The organism is Clostridium sp. DL1XJH146 (assembly GCF_054819755.1).
This window is the reverse complement of record NZ_JBTVVN010000032.1, coordinates 23,240-43,330: the sequence shown is the minus strand read 5'-3', so window position 1 is coordinate 43,330 and position 20,091 is coordinate 23,240. Positions and strand designations below refer to the sequence as shown.

At 28.6% G+C, this 20,091-nt stretch carries 18 protein-coding genes; 2 read left to right on the top strand and 16 right to left on the bottom strand.

Annotated elements, in window-relative coordinates; genetic code table 11:
* Positions 1–82 precede the first annotated feature (82 nt).
* The 10 genes from ACVHXK_RS14210 to ACVHXK_RS14165 form a co-directional block, all read right to left on the bottom strand.
* Positions 83–895: an alpha/beta fold hydrolase gene (locus tag ACVHXK_RS14210; protein WP_461207071.1), complete on the bottom strand. Its 813-nt coding sequence runs from the start codon at positions 893–895 to the stop codon at positions 83–85.
* Between the two features lie 123 nt (positions 896–1,018).
* Positions 1,019–2,227, bottom strand: a complete 1,209-nt coding sequence (locus ACVHXK_RS14205; protein WP_461207070.1) for an ABC transporter substrate-binding protein — start codon at positions 2,225–2,227, stop codon at positions 1,019–1,021.
* 85 nt (positions 2,228–2,312) lie between these two features.
* On the bottom strand, positions 2,313–3,017 hold the full coding sequence (locus ACVHXK_RS14200) for an ABC transporter ATP-binding protein (RefSeq protein WP_461207069.1): 705 nt from the start codon (positions 3,015–3,017) through the stop codon (positions 2,313–2,315).
* The gene (locus ACVHXK_RS14195) at positions 3,017–3,790 is read right to left on the bottom strand and encodes an ABC transporter ATP-binding protein (RefSeq protein ID WP_461207068.1); all 774 of its coding nucleotides are present in this window, start codon (positions 3,788–3,790) and stop codon (positions 3,017–3,019) included. The genes ACVHXK_RS14200 and ACVHXK_RS14195 overlap by 1 nt, the downstream gene beginning before the upstream one ends.
* Before the next feature lie 2 nt (positions 3,791–3,792).
* Positions 3,793–4,812, bottom strand: coding sequence for a branched-chain amino acid ABC transporter permease (locus tag ACVHXK_RS14190; protein WP_461207067.1), 1,020 nt, complete (start codon positions 4,810–4,812; stop codon positions 3,793–3,795).
* A 2-nt stretch (positions 4,813–4,814) separates the two neighbouring features.
* Positions 4,815–5,678, bottom strand: coding sequence for a branched-chain amino acid ABC transporter permease (locus tag ACVHXK_RS14185; RefSeq protein WP_461207066.1), 864 nt, complete (start codon positions 5,676–5,678; stop codon positions 4,815–4,817).
* Positions 5,679–5,996: 318 nt separating this feature from the next.
* Positions 5,997–6,890, bottom strand: coding sequence for an intracellular short-chain-length polyhydroxyalkanoate depolymerase (phaZ, locus tag ACVHXK_RS14180; RefSeq protein WP_461207065.1), 894 nt, complete (start codon positions 6,888–6,890; stop codon positions 5,997–5,999).
* A gap of 216 nt (positions 6,891–7,106) precedes the next feature.
* The gene (locus ACVHXK_RS14175; RefSeq protein ID WP_461207064.1) at positions 7,107–9,527 is read right to left on the bottom strand and encodes an EAL domain-containing protein; all 2,421 of its coding nucleotides are present in this window, start codon (positions 9,525–9,527) and stop codon (positions 7,107–7,109) included.
* A gap of 207 nt (positions 9,528–9,734) precedes the next feature.
* Complete coding sequence (locus tag ACVHXK_RS14170; RefSeq protein WP_461207063.1) at positions 9,735–10,871, bottom strand: aldo/keto reductase; 1,137 nt, start codon at positions 10,869–10,871, stop codon at positions 9,735–9,737.
* A gap of 391 nt (positions 10,872–11,262) precedes the next feature.
* Positions 11,263–12,450 (bottom strand): aminotransferase-like domain-containing protein, encoded by a 1,188-nt coding sequence (locus ACVHXK_RS14165; protein ID WP_461207062.1) that lies wholly within the window; start codon positions 12,448–12,450, stop codon positions 11,263–11,265.
* A 283-nt stretch (positions 12,451–12,733) separates the two neighbouring features.
* Between ACVHXK_RS14165 and ACVHXK_RS14160 the strand changes: the two genes are divergently transcribed.
* The gene (locus ACVHXK_RS14160) at positions 12,734–14,209 is read left to right on the top strand and encodes a spore germination protein (RefSeq protein WP_461207061.1); all 1,476 of its coding nucleotides are present in this window, start codon (positions 12,734–12,736) and stop codon (positions 14,207–14,209) included.
* Positions 14,210–14,215: 6 nt separating this feature from the next.
* Positions 14,216–15,367 (top strand): Ger(x)C family spore germination protein, encoded by a 1,152-nt coding sequence (locus ACVHXK_RS14155; RefSeq protein ID WP_461207060.1) that lies wholly within the window; start codon positions 14,216–14,218, stop codon positions 15,365–15,367.
* Between the two features lie 240 nt (positions 15,368–15,607).
* Here ACVHXK_RS14155 and ACVHXK_RS14150 read toward each other — a convergent pair whose 3' ends face one another.
* The 6 genes from ACVHXK_RS14150 to ACVHXK_RS14125 form a co-directional block, all read right to left on the bottom strand.
* Positions 15,608–16,693 (bottom strand): GerAB/ArcD/ProY family transporter, encoded by a 1,086-nt coding sequence (locus ACVHXK_RS14150; RefSeq protein ID WP_461207059.1) that lies wholly within the window; start codon positions 16,691–16,693, stop codon positions 15,608–15,610.
* 41 nt (positions 16,694–16,734) lie between these two features.
* Entirely contained in the window at positions 16,735–17,832 is a 1,098-nt protein-coding gene (locus ACVHXK_RS14145; RefSeq protein WP_461207058.1) for a GerAB/ArcD/ProY family transporter, read from the bottom strand.
* A 186-nt stretch (positions 17,833–18,018) separates the two neighbouring features.
* Complete coding sequence (locus ACVHXK_RS14140) at positions 18,019–18,423, bottom strand: hypothetical protein (protein WP_461207057.1); 405 nt, start codon at positions 18,421–18,423, stop codon at positions 18,019–18,021.
* A gap of 256 nt (positions 18,424–18,679) precedes the next feature.
* Complete coding sequence (locus ACVHXK_RS14135; RefSeq protein WP_461207056.1) at positions 18,680–19,003, bottom strand: hypothetical protein; 324 nt, start codon at positions 19,001–19,003, stop codon at positions 18,680–18,682.
* 25 nt (positions 19,004–19,028) lie between these two features.
* Positions 19,029–19,373: a hypothetical protein gene (locus tag ACVHXK_RS14130; protein WP_461207055.1), complete on the bottom strand. Its 345-nt coding sequence runs from the start codon at positions 19,371–19,373 to the stop codon at positions 19,029–19,031.
* A 133-nt stretch (positions 19,374–19,506) separates the two neighbouring features.
* Positions 19,507–20,022, bottom strand: a complete 516-nt coding sequence (locus ACVHXK_RS14125; protein ID WP_461207054.1) for a hypothetical protein — start codon at positions 20,020–20,022, stop codon at positions 19,507–19,509.
* Positions 20,023–20,091 lie beyond the last annotated feature (69 nt).

The window sequence follows — 20,091 nt, the reverse complement described above, 5'->3', positions numbered from 1 at the left end:
ACATTTTTTCTTATTTCCTATGCTATAATGAGAAATATTTTTCTGCGTACTTTTTTCATAGATTACTTTACACTATCTACTTTTAATTAATTTTTATATCTTTATCATAAATACTCAAAAATCCATTTATCATACTAGCAAATTCGTACGGTTTTTCATACATTGCTGCGTGCCCAGCATCCTTAATGATCATCATTTTCGAATTTTCTATTCTTTCGTATATTTTGAATTGGCAAGACAATGGGATTAAAATATCTTTATCAGCACCTATTACTAGTGTCGGTACTTTAATTTTATTAATCTTTTCTTCAATATTTAAACCAGAAGCACTTCTTATAGCTCGTCTAAAACCTTCGTACCATTCTGGAGTAAATACTTTGCAAAATACTTCTTCCCTTTCTTTTAGCCAATCATTATTTTCTTCATAAAATTTTGTAGAATAAATATAAGGCATTGTAGCCTTAAAAAACACTTTACCATCATGTGTACCAGCTGCATAATCCCAAAGTTCTTCTATTCCTTTTAACCATTTACTTGTATAAGCTGTTGTATTCGATAATATTAAACTACTTAAATATTCTTGATATTTAAGTGCAAATTGCATAGCAACTTCTCCACCATAAGAAATCCCAAATAAATTTACTTTCTTTATTCCCAAATTATCGAGAAGTTCTTTTATTATATCAACATGTATTTCTTGAGTATACTCTTCTTTCCCCTTGCCTGATAATCCTTGGTCTATTAGGTCTATTAATATTAATTTTTTTTCTTTAAGTATATCTAGAAAAGGTTTCCAACTAGCTGAACTCATCATAATACCATTAAGCATTACAAGAGGCTCACCTTCCCCGTATATCTCATAGTTTATTTCATAACCTTTAATATCCATTTTCATTATAACACCTTCTAATTTAAGAGGCGATAACCCTCTATTTTACCGCCTCTATTATATTATTAACAATGAGCTTAAAATTTAATTGTGTATGGTCTACTACTTAAACATAGTTTGATCTTTTCTTTACTCGTTTTCTAATTGTATAAAATCTGAAATTGCCTCATAAGTAAAGTTAGTTTCATCTACATATTTTGCTTTCATAAAGTACATTTGTTCAACACCATTTCTTCTTTCTTCTGTATAAGTGATTCCTTTAGCTATTCCACCACTCCAATTATCAAAGCTTTCCATACCTTTTGTATAATTTTCCCAAGTTAATGTTCCTTCAGTTTTTCTTAATCCTTCAACAAAAACCTCTCCTGCTACCCAACCTGCAACTGCAAATGCATTTGGTGTTTCATCTGGAAAATATTTAGTGAAAGTATCAATGAATAATTTTGCTTGTTCATTACTAGCATCAGTAATATCAGGTACCCAAGCCGCTACAATAGCACCATCCCAAGCATCTTGTGCTAAAGTAAATAAAGTAACATCAGCTACTATATAAGAAGCTACTATTTGAGTTTCAAAACCCTGTTTTTTAGCTTCTGTCACTATACCCGCTGTTGGTTTTGCATTTCCATAAACAATTGTTACATCCGGTTTTGATTCTGCAAGTTTCTGTACATGTGTAGAAAAATCAATTTCAGTTGGATTATATGGAACTTCTTCTACTAATGCATCAGATTTTCCTAATGATTCTAATTTTGCTTTTATTCCAGCTATACCTTCTTTACCGATATCATTATTCTCATAAATAACAGCTATAGTTTTAGCTCCCAAATCATCGAGAATATATTGTGTCATTAATTTACCTTCCATTGTATAGTTTGGTTGTACTGGGAAATAATTTCCTTTTTGCTCAGAAAAACTACTAGCTCCACTTCCTTGATAGACTGCTGGTATTCCAACTTCTTTAAAATAATCAACAGTGGCTAAACATCCAGGAGTACCAAGTTGACCAACAATTGCAAATACTTCATCTGATTCAACTAATTCTTCAGCCTTTTGAAGAGCAACATCTGGCTTAAAACTATCATCTTTTGATATTAATTCAATTTTTCTACCATCAATTCCACCCTCATCATTAACCATATCAAAATAAGCTTCCATTCCATGTACAACAGGAACTCCAACAATTGCTACTGGTCCAGATACAGGTCCAATTGTTCCTATTTTAATTGTATCGTCTGTTACCCCTTGTGCTGCTTCTTGAGTTTCCTTAGCACCACATCCTGTAAGTAAAGAAATTGCTAAAATTCCAGTCAATAAAATTGATAAAAACTTTTTCATTAATTTTTCCCCCTCATTTTTTATTTATTTTAGATCCATTAGGATTTAAAAGCCATTTATTTTTTAAAATATATATTTTAACTATTTAATTACCTAAATATGATTTTTTGATATCCTCATTTTCTCTTATTTCTTCTGATTTTCCTTCCAATCTTATTTTTCCTGTTTCAAGAACATAAGAATAATCAGATATTTTTAATGCTTGAAATGCATTTTGCTCCACTAAAAGTATGGTAACTCCCTCACTCTTTATCTTTTTAATGATGTTAAATATTTCACCTACTATAATAGGTGCTAGTCCAAGTGAAGGCTCATCCAAAATTAATAGCTTAGGATTTGCCATTATACCTCTTCCAAGAGCTAGCATTTGCTGCTCCCCTCCACTCAAAGTACCTGCCATTTGTTTTTTTCTTTCTAAAAGTCTTGGGAAATACTGATATACTTTTTGGAAGTTCTCTTTTATTATTTTTTTATCCCTTACTATATAAGCCCCTACTTTCAAGTTTTCCTCTACTGTTAACTCTGGAAATATCTTTCTTCCTTCTGGGCAGTGAATAAGTCCTCTAGAGACAATTTTATCTGAAGATAAATTTGAAATATCCTCTCCATTAAAGATTATTTGACCTGCTGAAGGTTTAATTATTCCCGATATAGCCTTCAATGTAGAGGTTTTACCTGCTCCATTGGCCCCCAAAATGCTTATTATTTTTCCTTCTCCTACTTTAATATCAATACCTTTTACTGCCTTAATGTATCCATAATTAACTTGTAAGTTTTTTATTTCAAGCATTACTGCACCTCCTCCCCAAGATATGCTTTTATTACAACTGGATTATTTTGAACTTCTTTTGGTGTTCCTTCAGCTATTTTTTCACCAAAATTAATTGCTGTTATCCTGTCACATATTTTCATAACTAAAGCCATATCATGTTCTACTAGAAGTACCGTTACATTTTGTTCATCTCTTATTTTAAGAATCCTATCTCCTAGTTCTTTTGTTTCTATGTCATTCATCCCAGCTGCAGGTTCGTCTAATATTAGTAGTTTTGGATTTGATATTAGAGCTCTTCCTAACTCTACTAATTTTTGAACCCCATAGGGTAGATTTACCACATAGAAATCTTTGTACTCCTCAATCCCTAAAAACTCTAATATATTGACTATTTTTTCTTCAATCTCTTCTTCTTGCTTTTTTACCCTAGGAAGCTTTAGAATTGCAGCAAGAGTGCCATATTTTATACCGTGATGATAACCTACCATAAGATTATCTTTAACAGTCATATTCTTAAACAACTCTACATTTTGAAAAGTTCTAGTTATTCCTTCATTAATTACTTGATGTACTTTTAAGTTAGATATATTCTTATCATCAAACATTACTTTGCCGCTATCAGGCTTATAAAATTGACTTATAAGATTGAATACTGTTGTTTTTCCAGCTCCATTAGGACCGATTAATCCATATATTTCGCCTTTATTTATTTCAAAGGAAAGCTTATCAACAGCTTTCAGTCCACCAAAACTTATTGATATATCTTCTACTCTCAATAGTGTATCTCCCATTTCTAAGCCTCCTTCTTTTCAATTTTAGAATTATTCTTTTTTCTTGTTTTAAATTTATATTTCAGCCTTCCATATAATTCAACTAGTCCATATGGTGAATACATAACTATAACAATCAAAAGAATACCTGTAATAATAGTTGCACTATTTGCTAAAGGAATCGCTTTTGTGTACTCCGGTAAAATTATCATTAATACAGCTCCAATTATAGATCCACTAATAGTTCCTAATCCACCTATTACTACCATAGCCAAAAGATTTAATGAAACAGCTGTACCAAATGATTGTGCATAAACTGCTTTGAATAAAAATGCCCATAAGCTTCCTGCTAGTCCTGCATAAGCCGCACTAACTGCAAAGGCAATTGTTTTATATTTTGCAATATTTATACCTAATGATTCTGCTGCAATCTCACTATCTCTTAATGCCATTAAAGCTCTACCTGTCTTGCTATTTATTATATTTCTAGCAATTATTATAGCTAAGACAATAAAAAACAATATAAAATAATACATACTTAATCTACTTCCAAACTCAAATCCAAAAATACTTGGTGACGCTACACCCGTAAGCCCTGAAAATCCACCTGTTAATCCTTCAAATTCCATAAATATATGTTCCATAGCAACCCCAAATCCCAGTGTCGCAATAGCCAAATAGTTTCCTTCTAATCTAAGCGCTGGTATTCCAAGAACAACACCAAGTAATCCTGTTATTATTACGGAAACAGCCATAGATACTAAGAAATTAGCATCAAATCTAATACTTAAATTAGCAGTTATATAAGCTCCTAATCCTATAAAAGCTGCATGACCAAGTGAAATTTGTCCCCCAAATCCAAGAAGCAGATTATAACCTATGGCAACAATTATATAAATTCCTGCCATATTAAACAGTGTCATTATACTTCTCTTTAAAGGTATACCAATTAGACTAAATATTAATGGAAATACTATAACTATTAAAAGCCCGATTAAGAATTTTTTGTTTTGTCTAATAAACTCACCAAATTTTATCTTCATTGTTACACCTTCTTTCTATGCTTTTTACCAAGTAAACCATTAGGTCTCATAATAAGCATTACTATTATTAGCCCAAATGAAAATACTGTTTTCCATGATATCGAAATATATTTTCCAAATAGGTTCTCTGCTATACCTAATACAAATCCACCTACAACTGGTCCAATAAATGAATTAAATCCACCTAAAACAGCTGCCGAAAATGATTTCAAATGGACATCTGCCATCATATTTATATCTAAAAATGTGGTTGGTGCAATAAGCATACCTGCAATAGCTGACAAGGAAGCACTTATAGCCCAAGTCATTGCTATTGTTTTCTCTACAGAAATTCCCATAAGTTTAGCAGCCTCTGAATTTTGAGATGCAGCTCTTAATGCTAACCCAGCCCTAGTAAATTTAAAAAAGTAAAATAAAGCTACCATTATCACAAGTGTTATTACAATAGTCATTAAACTATTTGGAGAAACCGAAACCCCCAAAATACTTATATTTTCCCCATCCATCATCTTAGGAAATTGTTTTGTTTCAAAACCAAACAAATTTCCTGCAACACCATTAAAAATCATAATTAATCCAAGAGTAGCTATCATTGAGCTCAATACTGCATTTTGAATTGGTCTCATAATGAATCTCTGTATCATAAATCCAATGGCAGCTGCAACTAATACCGTTAGCGCCATCACTACAATAAACGGAAGTCCCGTTGCTTGTAATATAGTAAAAGCTATAAAAGTATTAAACATAGCCATTTCACCTTGAGCAAAATTTACTATACCCGAAGTTTTAAATATTAATACTAGTCCAAGTGCTGCTAATGCATATAGACTTCCTGTTATTAAACCACTAATTATAACCTGGCTCATATATCTCCTCCTATTGTTACTTTTTGGTACAATGTTATTTTTTGAAACAACCTATATTTAACCATATTAGATTAATAATGCTTTTTCAGAAAAGAATATTTGTATACGTTAACAATAATTGCACGAATACTCTATCTTTTCATAATAAACTGCGAGGTATATTGAACATTATTTAATCTTCTTGTTATAATAATTAGCAATTGTTATGCCAATTTTAAAAACCAAGTATATTTAAGAGAATTATAATTCACAACAAATTACTTTTAACTACAAAAGGAACATCATATTGATGTTCCCTTTATATTATTCATTTATATTTTATTTTAAAAATTCTTTAATCTCCTTAGTTATCCTATCTAAACAATCTATAAAAGGAGAATGTCCTGAATCATTAAGAATTACTAACTTTCCTCTATCTCCTAATGCTTCTGCTATCCCTTGTCCCATTTGCATAGGTACTACTAAATCTCTGTCTCCTTGAAAAATAATTGTAGGCGCTTTTATTTTATCAATATCCCCTGAACCTTCAACTACTCCATTATGCATATTAGACATATTAAATCTAGTCAACGCATAATCCACATCTACTAAATTCCTTTGTGTTAGCATATCCTCTAAATACTCTTCATATTTCTCTGCAGAAGGTTTATCTTTTGTATAAATAACAGAATTCCATACTATTCTATAAGTCTCTTTATCTTTATTTTTAATAGCATTTAGCACTGGTAGCACTTGTATTGGATCATTTGCTATTTCTTCTTTAGTCCTTAAAAATTCACCTATTATAGATTGTCCTTTATCATCTTTCTTAAAAATAGGATATCCTGTTATGCCTACGGACTCTACTAATATTAATTTTTCTACATACTCGGGATAATAGGCAGCAAACTGCATAGCTACTCCACCACCCGTAGACCACCCAGCTAATATAAATCCTTTAATCCCTAATTTATCAACAAACATTTTAACATCTTCTGAAAAATCCTTTAAAGAATTAATTTCAGTATTATAAGTAGAAATCCCAAATCCCCTTAAATCAATAGCATATATTTTATACTCATACTTTAATTGTTCCATTAATAAATCCCAGTGTTTTGATGAAGTCATATTTCCATGAATAAGTAACAGTATCTTATCCCCACTACCGCATTCCCTATATCCAAGGGTTTCTCCACTAGCTATTTCAATCTTATTTAACTCTATCATGTTCATTAGCAAAACCTCCTTAATATAAATAATACTAGCAAAATTTATGCCATATTGAATTTTTTTACTGTTTTATATTTAAATTAATTATAAAGTATTTTATTTTAATAATAATTTATAAAATAGCTAATATATTTTTGTAGTTAAAAAAGAACTAAAATCATTCCCAATCGCTAACAACCAGGCCTACTTTATAGTTCTTTTAATATCATAATTAGATTTTTATTTTTCTAATAAAATCATCTTTTTTATAGAATCACTATCTACAGGTCTACTAAAATAATATCCTTGTCCATAATCACAGCTTATACCCTTTAAAATACTTAATTGTTCTTTAGTTTCAATTCCTTCTGCCACTACTTTTATATCTAAGCTCTTAGCTACAGCGACTATAGCCTCAGATATTCGCCTGCTCTTTTGTACTTTTTCTATATCATCTATAAATTTTTTATCAATTTTCAATTTGGATATGGCTAGATTATTTAATTCTGCTAATGAAGAATATCCTGTTCCAAAATCATCTATTACAATATTTACTCCTAGTTTATTTAAAGAGTTTAATGTTTTTTTAATATCATCTATATTCTCCATGGAAATGCTCTCTACTATTTCTAATTCTAGATATTTTGCATCGAGCTTTGTTTCTTTTAATACTTCTTCAACTAAAGAAGGGAAGTTCTTTTGTTTTAACTGAACAACAGATACATTGACTGAAATCACTATAGGATTAGTTCCCTCCATTTGCCATTGTTTGTTTTGCATACAAGCCGTTCTCAAAACCCATAGCCCAATTTTATTTATAACACCGCTTTTTTCTGCTAAATATATAAATTTATCTGGAGGAATTATTCCCAACTCTGGATGTTTCCATCTTATCAAAGCCTCTGTTGCAATAATATCATGTGTTTGTATATTTATAATGGGTTGGTAGTTTAAATATAATTGTTTTTTTTCTAAACTATTCATAAGGTCATTTCCTAAAATAAATTTTTCATCAATATCTTTATTCATGTCACTATTAAAAAGTACAACTCTATTTTCATTATTTCCTTTATTTTCTTTTGATTTATACATTGCTATATCTGCACATTTCATTAATACTTCTGCTGTATCAGTATTATTATCATATATAGCTATCCCTATACTAGCTGAAATATGCAAATCATTATTATCTACAAATATAGGCTCTTCTACAATTTTAATTATTTTATTACTAGTTACTATAGTTTCTTTTTCATTTTTTATTTTAGGAATTACTATAGTAAATTCATCCCCACCTATTCTTGCAACTATATCTTTATCACTAACACATCTAGTTATCCTATCTGCAATCTCTATCAATACTATATCACCAATAGAATGCCCTAGTGTATCATTAATTTTTTTAAAATCGTCTAAATCTAAAAAAATAACTGCCAATGTATTATTGTTAGCTTTTAATACTTCCCTCTCTAAATTATCCATAAAAAAAGATCTACTGTAAAGTCCTGTCAAACTATCTCTATATATTAAATTTTCTATCTTTTTATCTCTTATTTTATGTTCTGTAATATCATTAAATATTGCTATAAAATGAGTAATACTATCATTGTCATCTTTTATTGCACAAATATTTAAAAATTCAGGGTATACATGTCCTTCTTTATTTTTATTATATATTTCACCTTGCCAATTACCTCTATCTATAATACAGTCCCACATATTTTTATAAAATTCATCACTATGTCTATCAGACTTTAAAATTCTAGGATTTTCACCCTTAGCCTCTTGTAATGTATATCCTGTAATTTTTGAAAAAGCATTATTTATCCATTGAATATTTCCTTCTCTATCCGTAATAGTTATTCCTTCAGTATTTTTAGCTAGAGCTTTCTCAAATAGTTTTAATTCTTTTTCTTTTTCTTTTTTCTCTGTAATATCTATAAATGTAGCTACTTTACCAATTTGTCTACCATTATTTATTATAGGAAATGCAGTTATATCTACAGATATAACTTGTCCATCCTTTGTAACTCTCTCGCTTTTTTTATTTATTAAAATACCTTTGTTCACTTTATCGAAACTATCTTGAATATTTTCTTTAAGTAGAGGGTCATTAGTTATTGCTTCTTTTAATTGTTTATTAAGTATTTCTTCTTTATTATATTTAAATAATTTATAAAAACTATTATTTATATCTATTACTCTATTATCGTTATTTAAAATTACTGTGGCAATTGGTGTATTCATAAAACATTGATCAAAATATACACTTTGTTCTCTTTCATTTGTAATATCACATATTATAGAGTGAAGATACTCTTTTTTTTCAATTTTTATTAATGTACTGTATACTTCAACATTTCTTATTTCCCCATTTGATAAAAGATGTCTAAAGTTAAAGTAATTCTTTATTCCACTTTTTACCTTAAACATCTCTTTTTTGACTTCATCTGCTTTTAGAATATTAATATCCTGTATTCTCAAACTTAAAAGTTCTTCCTTAGAATATCCATAATAGGAAACTGCATTATTATTCCCTTCTACAATTTCACCAGTTTTAGGATTTATTATGAGCATTACAAATTTATGATTTTGGATTATTGGTTGACCAAAATTTGTATTTACATATTCATTTTTACATCCAATCACTTCATTCACCATCCTCATAACCTTCTCTTTTTATAATGTTTAATGTAAAACTAAATATAATTCTTGTTATTTTTAAAAAATTTGATTATTTTAACATTTTTATAATTTAGTTTAATATTATCATAATTCAATACTACTGTAAATTATAAAAATATATAAAATTCTACAAAAACATAATTTATCATTAAATGTTAAATCATGTTTTTGTATATATTACTATTATTTTAAAATAGCTACTGTTTCTTTAAGCATTACTCTAATGCTTATATTCTGTGGACATACTTTTTCACATTTTCCACATTGTACACATGCTTCTGCTCTATCTTCAGGTTTCATTAAATTATTGTATCTCATTTTACTTGAAGCTAAATCATCATACATTGTTACATTATTTAAAAGTTCAAAATTGTATGGTATATTAACTCCTACAGGGCAAGGCATGCAATATTGACATTTTGTACAATCGACTTTAATTTTACTTCTGTACATTTTTTTTACTTCATCAATTAATTGTTTTTCTTCCTCTTTTAATGAATTAGGAAGACCTTCTTCTGCTGTTCTAATATTTTCTTCTATCTGCTGAATACTATTCATTCCACTCAAAACAACATTAATATTAGGATAATCAAATACAAATCTAAAGGCCCACTCAGCCGCTGTTCTTTTTTTATCAGCTCTATCCCAAACTTTTTGAATATCCTCTGGAATAGTTTTAGTTAATGCTCCTCCTCTTAATGGCTCCATAGCAATTACTGGTATTCCTTTATCAGAGGCGTAATTTAATCCCTCTATACCTGCTTGAAAATATTCATCCATATAATTAAATTGTATTTGACAAAATTCCCAGCCATCATATTCATCAATTATTTGCTTGAATACATCTAAATCATCGTGAAATGAAAATCCTATATGCTTTATTTTGCCTGTTTCTTTTGCTTTATCTATAAAATCAAAAACTCCATTATCTTTATATGTTTGCCATCTATCTTTACTAAGGGCATGTAATAAATAAAAATCAATATGGTCAGTTTGTAATTTTTCTAATTGTTCATTTAAATATTTATCCATATCTTCTCTAGTTTTTATTAGCCAAGATGGTAATTTAGTTGCAAGATAAATTTTTTCTCTATAACCGTCCTTTAAAGCTCTTCCAACAACTAATTCACTTTCTCCTCCATGATAAGGGTACGCAGTATCTATATAATTTACACCATTATCTATAGCATACCTTATTTGTTCAGTGGCTTTCTCTTCATCTATTTTGCCCTTTTGTCCTTCTTGCATTGGTAATCTCATACAACCATATCCTAATAATGAAATATCTAATCCTGTTTTTCCAAATTTTCTATATTGCATAATAACACGCTCCTTTTTATTTTTAATTAATATTCAAAATATAGTTTATAATGTACAGTTCATGATAAACACCTAATTGTTTACAAATCTTTCAATCTAAATAGTAGATTTCGATTTCAAACTTATCTTTAACTTCACTCTGCAATCTTATTTTGTAAGTATCACTCTATAAGTCATAAGATTATTATTAAATAATATTTACCAATTATTGTAATTAAAACAAATTATCTATTCAATAGTTTCTACATCAATAATGGTTTAAAATCAAACTATTTACTTTATATCATATATTTTTATGTAAAAATAAAAGAGCCTTTCTAGTTATACTAAAAATCTCTTCTATTTATTATAAAGCTATTTATATATTTGAATTAGAATACTTTAATATCTATTATTTTTGCATTTTCTTTATAACAGTACCAAGTCTTTTAATTCCCTCTACAATGGCTTCTTCTTCCATAGAAGAATAATTTAATCTCATCATATTCTTTTGTACATCCTTTGCATAAAAAGAATGCCCTGGTACAAAGGCTACATTTTCTTTTATAGCTTCTTTAAATACTTCTTTACTATCTAAATTTTCATCAAGCTCTACCCATATGAATAGTCCACCTTCTGGTTTAACAAATTTAATTCCTTCAGGTAAAAATTCGTCTATAGCCTCTATCATTGTATCTCTTCTTTTCCTATACACTTTAATTATTTTGTTAATATGATCATCTAAATTATTAACTTCAACAAATTCAGCAATCTCAAATTGAGCTAAAGTATTTGTATGTAAATCTGCACTTTGTTTTATCATTACATATTTATCAAGTATTTCTTCATTTCCACATACCCAACCAATTCTAAGTCCAGGACAAAACGTTTTAGAGAAAGTTCCTAAGTAAATAACATAACCCTCTTCATCAAAACTCTTTATTGAAGGAAGAACTTCACCTTCAAATCTAAGCTCTCCATAAGGATTATCTTCAACTACAATAGTCTTATATTTAGCTGCAAGCTGAGCTATTTTTTTTCTTCTCTCAACGCTTAATGATTTGCCTGTCGGATTTTGAAATTCAGGAATAGTATAAACAAACTTTACTTCAGGATTATTTTTTAAAGCTTCCTCCAATTTTTCAGGAATAATACCCTGTTCATCCATATCAATTTCAATATAATTAGGATTTAGAATATCAAAGGCATTTAATGCTCCAAGATATGTAGGTTTTTCACAAATGATTGTATCTCCTTCATTTAGCAATAATTGTGCTGTGATCAAAAGCCCTTGTTGTGAACCACTAGTTATAATAACATTATCTGAACTAGTTTCTACACCCATTTTTTTCATTCTATCTTTTGCTATAAATTCTCTTAATTTAGTATTTCCTTCTGTACTACTATACTGCAATGCATTTCTACCATACTTATCCATAACATTACAAAATACTTCTTTCATTTCTTCAACCGGGAAAAGTTCTCCAGCTGGAAGTCCCCCTGCAAAAGAAATAATCTCTGGTCTAGCTGTCAATTTCAATAATTCTCTAATTTCTGAATCTTTAATCCCCTCTGCTACTTTTGAATATTTTATTTCCATTAGAACACATCCCCTTTAATTATTATAAACTAATTAGTATTAGTTATATAATTTTGCATATTTTATCGTAGTACATCGATAAATCATTAAAGTTATTCACTATAAAATATTATACCATACACAAAAGTCCTAAACCAATAAAATTAATATAAATCCATTTACGGTCAGTATGTTTTCAAGTATTTTAATATATTTTAAATATTTGACTTTTATTTTCTTAGATTTAGCACAAACTAATATTATATTAATTATTTAAAATAGGAAGGTAAGGTTCAATAACTTTATGGATGATATTAAAAAAGATAATGCTTCAAATAATCAATTTAATTTAACTAATCTTCAAAAAAAATTAAATAATTGCTCCGATGTAGAATTAAGAGAGCTATCTCTTAATAATGTAAAACTTAATTTAGTATTTGCAAAAAGTATGATAAACCTACTAACATTGAATAAACTTATTATCTCCAATTTACAAGAAAATAGCTTGTATATAACGAATCAAGATGCTCTAAAGCAAATTACAGATTCAATTCCTGTATCCCAAATATTAAATATAGATAATTTAGATATAGCTATTAATGAAATTCTCACAGGTAAAGTATTAATTTTGATTGAAGGAAAAAAGGAAGGCTTACTTTTAAATCTCTCCCATATGCAATATAAATCCTTAACATCTCCAGAAATAGAAGCCTCTATACTAGGTAGTAAAGACGCTTTTAATGAAGATATTTCCTTAAATATATCTCTAATAAGGAGACGTTTAAAGCATTATCTTTGTAAATTTGAAGATACTACCCTAGGACGATACTCACAAACTAAGGTTTCTATTTGCTATGTTGAAAATATCGTTAATGAAAAATTATTAGAAGAAGTTTTTAGACGCTTGAAGCTAATTGATATAGATTCAATACTAGATGCTTCACAAATTGCTGAATTAATAGAAGATGAACCTATGATGTCTTTTCCAACAATATGCATTACTGAAAAACCAGATAAAGCAGTTTCTGCTTTATTAGAAGGTAGGGTAGTTTTATTATCTGAAAACAGTCCCTTTGCATTAATATTGCCCTATTGTTTTTTAGATTTTTTTCATATTTCTGATGATTATTATAATGGATTTTTCTTCAGTACATTTATACGTTCATTACGATATATCGGTTATTTTTTTTCAGTATATTTGCCTGGATTTTATATAGCAATTACTTCCTATCATCAGGAATTACTACAAACTAAATTGTTAATCTCAATAGCAAAGCAAAGAGAAGGAATACCGTTTCCTCTTCCGCTAGAACTTTTGATGATGATTTTTGCATTTGAGCTTATTAAAGAAGCTGGTATTAGATTGCCTAAAGCTGCTGGGTCTGCCCTCAGTATTGTAGGTGCATTAATTATTGGAGAAGCAGTAGTAACAGCTGGCCTTGTATCTCCTATAGTTGTAATTATTACAGCTATTACAGCTACTTCTTCGATCATTACTTCTTCTATTCAAATGAATCAATCCATTATTATATATAGATTTATATCTATTTTTGCTGGTAGTATGCTAGGTATTTGGGGCGTATTTTTAATAATATTACTTCAACTTGGAAATTTAGCGTCCATTCGCTCATTTGGAATTCCGTATACTATTCCTTTTGCTCCTCTTGTCAAAGAAGATTTTGATGACATTCTATATAGAGCTCCTATTTGGGAAAATAAACAAAGACCTTACTACTTGTCTAGTAAAAATAGAGTAAGGATAAAAAAACGAAAAGAGTGACCTGCTATGAAAAAGAAATTAATAATTTTGTGGTTACTAGTAATTTGTATTTTTTTAACGAGCTGCAATGGTTACCAAGATATTAATTCACTTGCAATTATATTAGGTATTTCAGTAGATAGATTACCCACTGGTGAAATTATAATTGGAACTCAAACAGCAAAAATTTCTGACCAAGCAGAAATACAAAAATCAAATTATATTATTGAAACAGGTATCGGTCAATCTGTTTTTGAAGCTTCTAGAAATTTAGTTGTTGATACTGATAAACAAAATTATTGGCCCCATATACAAACTATAATAATAGGAAGATCTTTTGCAGAAAAAGGAATTATTCCTGTGCTTGATTTTTTTACAAGAGATTCTCAAAGACGCAGACTTGTTAATATAGTAGTTGCAAAAGAAGATGGGCTATCTTTACTTCAAAATATTGCTAAAGATGAACTAAATACCTCTACAGAATTAGATGTAATAAATAAACAGACTAGCAGATCTGCTTTTGGAGTTAATAGTACTATAAGTGAATTCATAAAAGATAGTTCTAGTATTTCTGGAGTAGCTACATTAAATAAATTTGTATCAACAAAATCCAGGAGATTTACTAAAAGTGATAAATATCTTGCACCAGAATCAATATTAGATGGGGTTGCAATTTTTTATAAATATAAAATGGTAAACTCTTTAAGTAAAAAAGAAACAAGAGCCTATAATATGCTAAAAGATAATATCGATAGTTTTGTTATAGCACTAAACTATGAAAATACAAATTTCACTTACGAAATAAATAATTTTATAACTAAACTAAAGCCTATTATCAAAGATGATAAATATATAATGGATGTTAATATATTTATAAATAGTTCCATTGTAGAGGCAAGTGGCGACCTTAATTTAAAAGATGGAATTTTAGATATAATTAATGAAGAATTTGAAAATTATATTTATCATGAATGTATGAAAATATTTGAGAAATCTAAAAATGAAATCAAACTAGATATATTTGACTTCGGTTCAATATTTTCAAGAAAATATACTGACGTTTTAGAACTTACTCAAGATGAATGGAATGAAATTTTTATAGATAATGTAGACATAAAAATACATGTTAATGTAAATAATAAATACAGAGGCTCCACTGTTGAATTACTTAAAGAATAGAAGGTGATTTATGTTTTATTTTATTTTACCAATAGTCGTTTTTTATGTTTTTTACGAAATAAAACAATATAAAAACGATAATGACTTTCCAATATTATTAATTAACATATTCTTTCTTACTTCTGCCTCAATATTAAGTTATATTATACAATTTAATGTTATAGATTTACCCGGAGTAGCAAGTATAGTTAATCTAATCGGTGAAAAAGTTCTTAGTATTTTAAATTACTAAGAACCTTTTCACTCATTTTTTTTTATCTTCGCCCCAATAAATATTACAAATAACAAAAAGAATATAAATATCATTATTATTGGCCAAGTTTTTAAAGTTAATATATTTATCTCTTCATAATTTTTATAAGCATTAGTCCCTATAGGCACTAAAAAAACACCAATTGGAATCGCTAATCTCTTATAATCTTTCAAATTAAAAATACCTTGAACACTTTTCATAATGCTGTACAAACAAATTGTAATTTTAGAATATGTAGTAACAAACCATATCAACAATATAACTATTTCTATTCTTGTAACAAATTCACCCAAGCTAACCATTCTAACGACTTCATAAGTTGGAAATAAAATTCTACCAGCTTCCTTCTCGCCAAATATTCCTATTATAAAAATATCAGTTATTATAAAGTAAAAACTTGTCGCTACTATTCCTAATATTCCTAATTTCAATGCTTTCTTTCTTTCATTTTTTTTAATTGTAGGTACTAGAAAAAACATAATAACTACTTCTAGATATGGGAAAGAACTCACAATTATTGTTGTTTTATAGATTATATCAAAGTCCTTAGAAAATATAGGTAATAATGTATTGAAATCTATATTTACGCTTATAAAACTTAGTACTATTATAGAAACTATCATACAAAAAGCTGCCATTATTTGAATGCACCGTGCACTTATTTCTATACCTTTTCTAAGTAAAAATGCAGATAATAAAATTATAGACATTATATATACCCATTCTTCTGTATTTTGTATTACCATTAAAATCATCATTTCTCCAATATTATCTAATACAAGCGCCGTCAATGCGACTGATACAAGAAAAAATATTAACAGAATAATTTTAGAAATACCCTTTCCAAATATATGCTCCAAAATTTCAAAACTATCTTTTTCAGGGAATTTACAAACAATTGAAAATATCATTAATAAACTTATAATTGATGTTATCATTGCAATTAGATGACAAATCCAAATATCTCTACCCGCAGTATCTATTCCACTTGAGAGTATAATAGCTGTCCCCAATGTAAATCCTACAACTATAAAATAAAATTGTAACGGCGAAATATATTCCTTGTTCTTCAATTTGACACCTTCTCATTTCTACATTAAATGCCATCAAAACATTAGCTCTTAACTTTTTTTCTATTTCTACATATTATTACAAAAAATATTATGCTTAATATAAAAACCATAATGCCTGAACAAACCGGCCAATTAACTATTACAGCTCTAATTGATTTTTCATAATCCTCATAACTATTATCTGCTATAGGAATCATCAGAATAGCCATTGGGATAGCTACACTTTTATAATCGTTTAAATTGAAAATACCTTGAATACTTTTAACGAGAGCGTAAAATATGCATGATATTTTAATATACGCTGAAAAAAACCAAATCCATAAAACCACTAACTCAAGTCTCTCAATAGACTCCCCTATATGTATCATTTTAGTAATTTCAAAAGTTGCAAATAAATTTCGTGCCGCTTCTTTATCTCCCATAATACCAACCATTAAAAGATCTAAAATAATGAGGATAATTGTGGCAGTAACAATTCCCCAAATACCGAATTTTAGCGCTTTTTGTTGATCTTTTATTCTAATATTCGGTAGTATAAAAAATAAAGTAACAATTTCATTATATGGATAACCACTCATAATAAAAGCCGCCTTAAATATAGCCCCTTTGCCTTTTGAGAATGCAGGTAATAATGCTCCAAAATCCATGTCTGTTAGCAACAATAAAATTACAATTATGTAAATTATAAAAGATGTTATACTAACTACCTCTATACATCTCGACATTACTTCAAGACCCTTACTTAATATATAGCAAGTTATAACTGTTATAGTTAAAATATAGATCCATTCATCGGTGTGCTGCATAACCATTAAGGTCATAAATTCACTGACATTGTCTATCACAAGCCCACCTAATAATAAAACATATATAAAATATATTATTAAAATAAATCTAGAAGCGATTTTTCCAAATAATTTCTCAAATATCTGATGAATTTCTTTATCTGGATTTTTTTCAACTATAAAGAACATCATTAATAATACTAATATTGAGCCCATCATTGCAATTAAATGAGAAATCCAAATATCCCTTCCTGCAACATCTAATGCAGTTGACATAATAATTGCTGAACCCAATATAAATCCTGTAATAAAAAAATAGAATTGCAGTGGAGAAATATATTCTTTATTCTTCAAAAGATCACCTTCCGTGAACATAGTGGCTGTTAATTTAAAACTAACTTACTCTATATCGTAATTTAATATAAAAATATAGTTATGTTATTATTAGTAATAATGGTAATTTTCATACTTTTATCAAATATAAAAAAGGATATTTTTTGATAATAGAAAATCGCGATTACCTTTCGCGATTTTCTATCCTTAACAATATCCATTATAATAATTACAACAAGAAGCCACTATAGAAATAATTATCACAAAAATGATTATAAGTAAATATTTCCCTATACCATAGTTATTATAATTCGATATCTCAAAACATCCTTTATCCTTTTGATAATTATCTACCTTCTGCTTAATAGAAATTGCCTTTATTACTTCTGCAATTGATTTTTCCTTACATTCATAGGCACATATTATATTTTTTGCAATTTGCCCTCTTTTTTCTGGTGATTCTATCTCTTCTAAATCTTTAAGAAAATGGCATAAAAATACTTGCAAACATTTTAATATTTCCGATTCTGATTTAAGGATATCATTCAAATATTTTTTATCGCTGCATTTTTCTCTATTACACTCACATCTCATGTTTGTACCATTTTTCATCTTCAATCCCCCTTTACTATAAATCCCTTGCTATTTATAATAAAAATTTTTATGGTCAAATAGCTATAGAATTTTAGGTTCTCAAGATAATAAACCAACATTTAGTGCCCCTTATTAAAAAATCACTAAATATTTACCTATTAACTTTTTTACTGTGTAAAAAAATATATACTTCTATCTTATTTTCATTAAAAATTTATATATTATAAATCTATTTGGGCTTATTTACCCAAATAGATTTATACTTATTTAACTACTAGCAGCTACTATTGTCACAAAAACAATCACATACTACTGTAGGGTCTATTCCATTATCCACTGCTGTTTTCTTAGCAACAGCTTTAATTAATTCAGCCATAGCACATTCTTTTGCAGTGTATCCGCATAAAATAGTTTTTATCTTAGCTACTTGGTCTTGAACTTCTTCTGCTGTTGGAGTTGCAGGAACAGCTACTAATGCTTCTAATCCTGGTACAACTGTATTGTATAAAAACCAAGACATCCCTTGAACTACTCCAGCCTCTGCTTCCATAATAACGTCCATAGATTCAGGGTCAGTTAAAATTGGTTCTAATGCCATAAATATTACCTCCTTATATTAATATTTATTTATATGAACAACAGCAACATTTACAACAATCATCTGCCCCACCTACAAGTCCTTTTTCTACTGCTAATTTACATGCAAGAGATTCAACTAATTTTGCTGCTGATAATTCTTCACACGCATAAGCACATAAAGTATTTTTCATAAGAGAAATTTGAGTATCAAAATCAGTTAAAGCTTCAATATTATAAACTAAGTTTCCTTCTGCTGGGGCTGGGTCTGGTGCTGCATCAGGTTCGTAAAATAATTCACTTAAAGTTTGAAGTATACCAGCCTTTGCTTCTGCTACGGCGTCAATACTATGCATATCTGTTAAAACAGCTGGTGTTACTGGAAAAGCCATAAAATTACCTCCATTCATTATTTTAATATCTTTTTTACATCATTTTTTTTCATTTGCTTTACAATATATACTATTACTCTATAAACTCTTTTGTTCATAAATTTTAGTTCCTTAAACTTATAGAAAAAACTTTTTAGTCATTTGCCTCTGTTAGTTCGCATACTTTTTCAACAACTGTTGATGCTACTACTTCAACATCGCTTCCTTTATCAAGATCTATTTGATTTATAGCGTATAATTGAAGTATTGAATTTACCTGATCTATTCTAATAACAGCTTGACCATAAACAAATTTATCTGGACCTGTAGCATAAATTGTATTACTTATCACTGTACCTCCATTTAACCTCAATCCTATTTGATCTCCATTTGCATTTTGAGTTTTTGCAAAATAAGAAACTTTATATATACCTGTATTTGCAATCTTCATTTCACTAGGACTAGTTAATTCAAAGGTAACACCACCGTAAGTATCCGCACCTTCAAAATCAATAGCAGCATTTGGCCCAAAACTTATATCACCAGTTGTTCTATAAAAATAACCAACATCACAAAATGATTCTACTGGACCATCATCTTCACACAAAAACTCAAAACACCATTCCATAAAGCTACATCCTCTATTTTTTCTATTACATCCGCATGCCATTTTTTCATCCCTCCTTTCGTGTCTTAATTCATAATATGAAGGAAATACAAGAATGGATATATAATAATT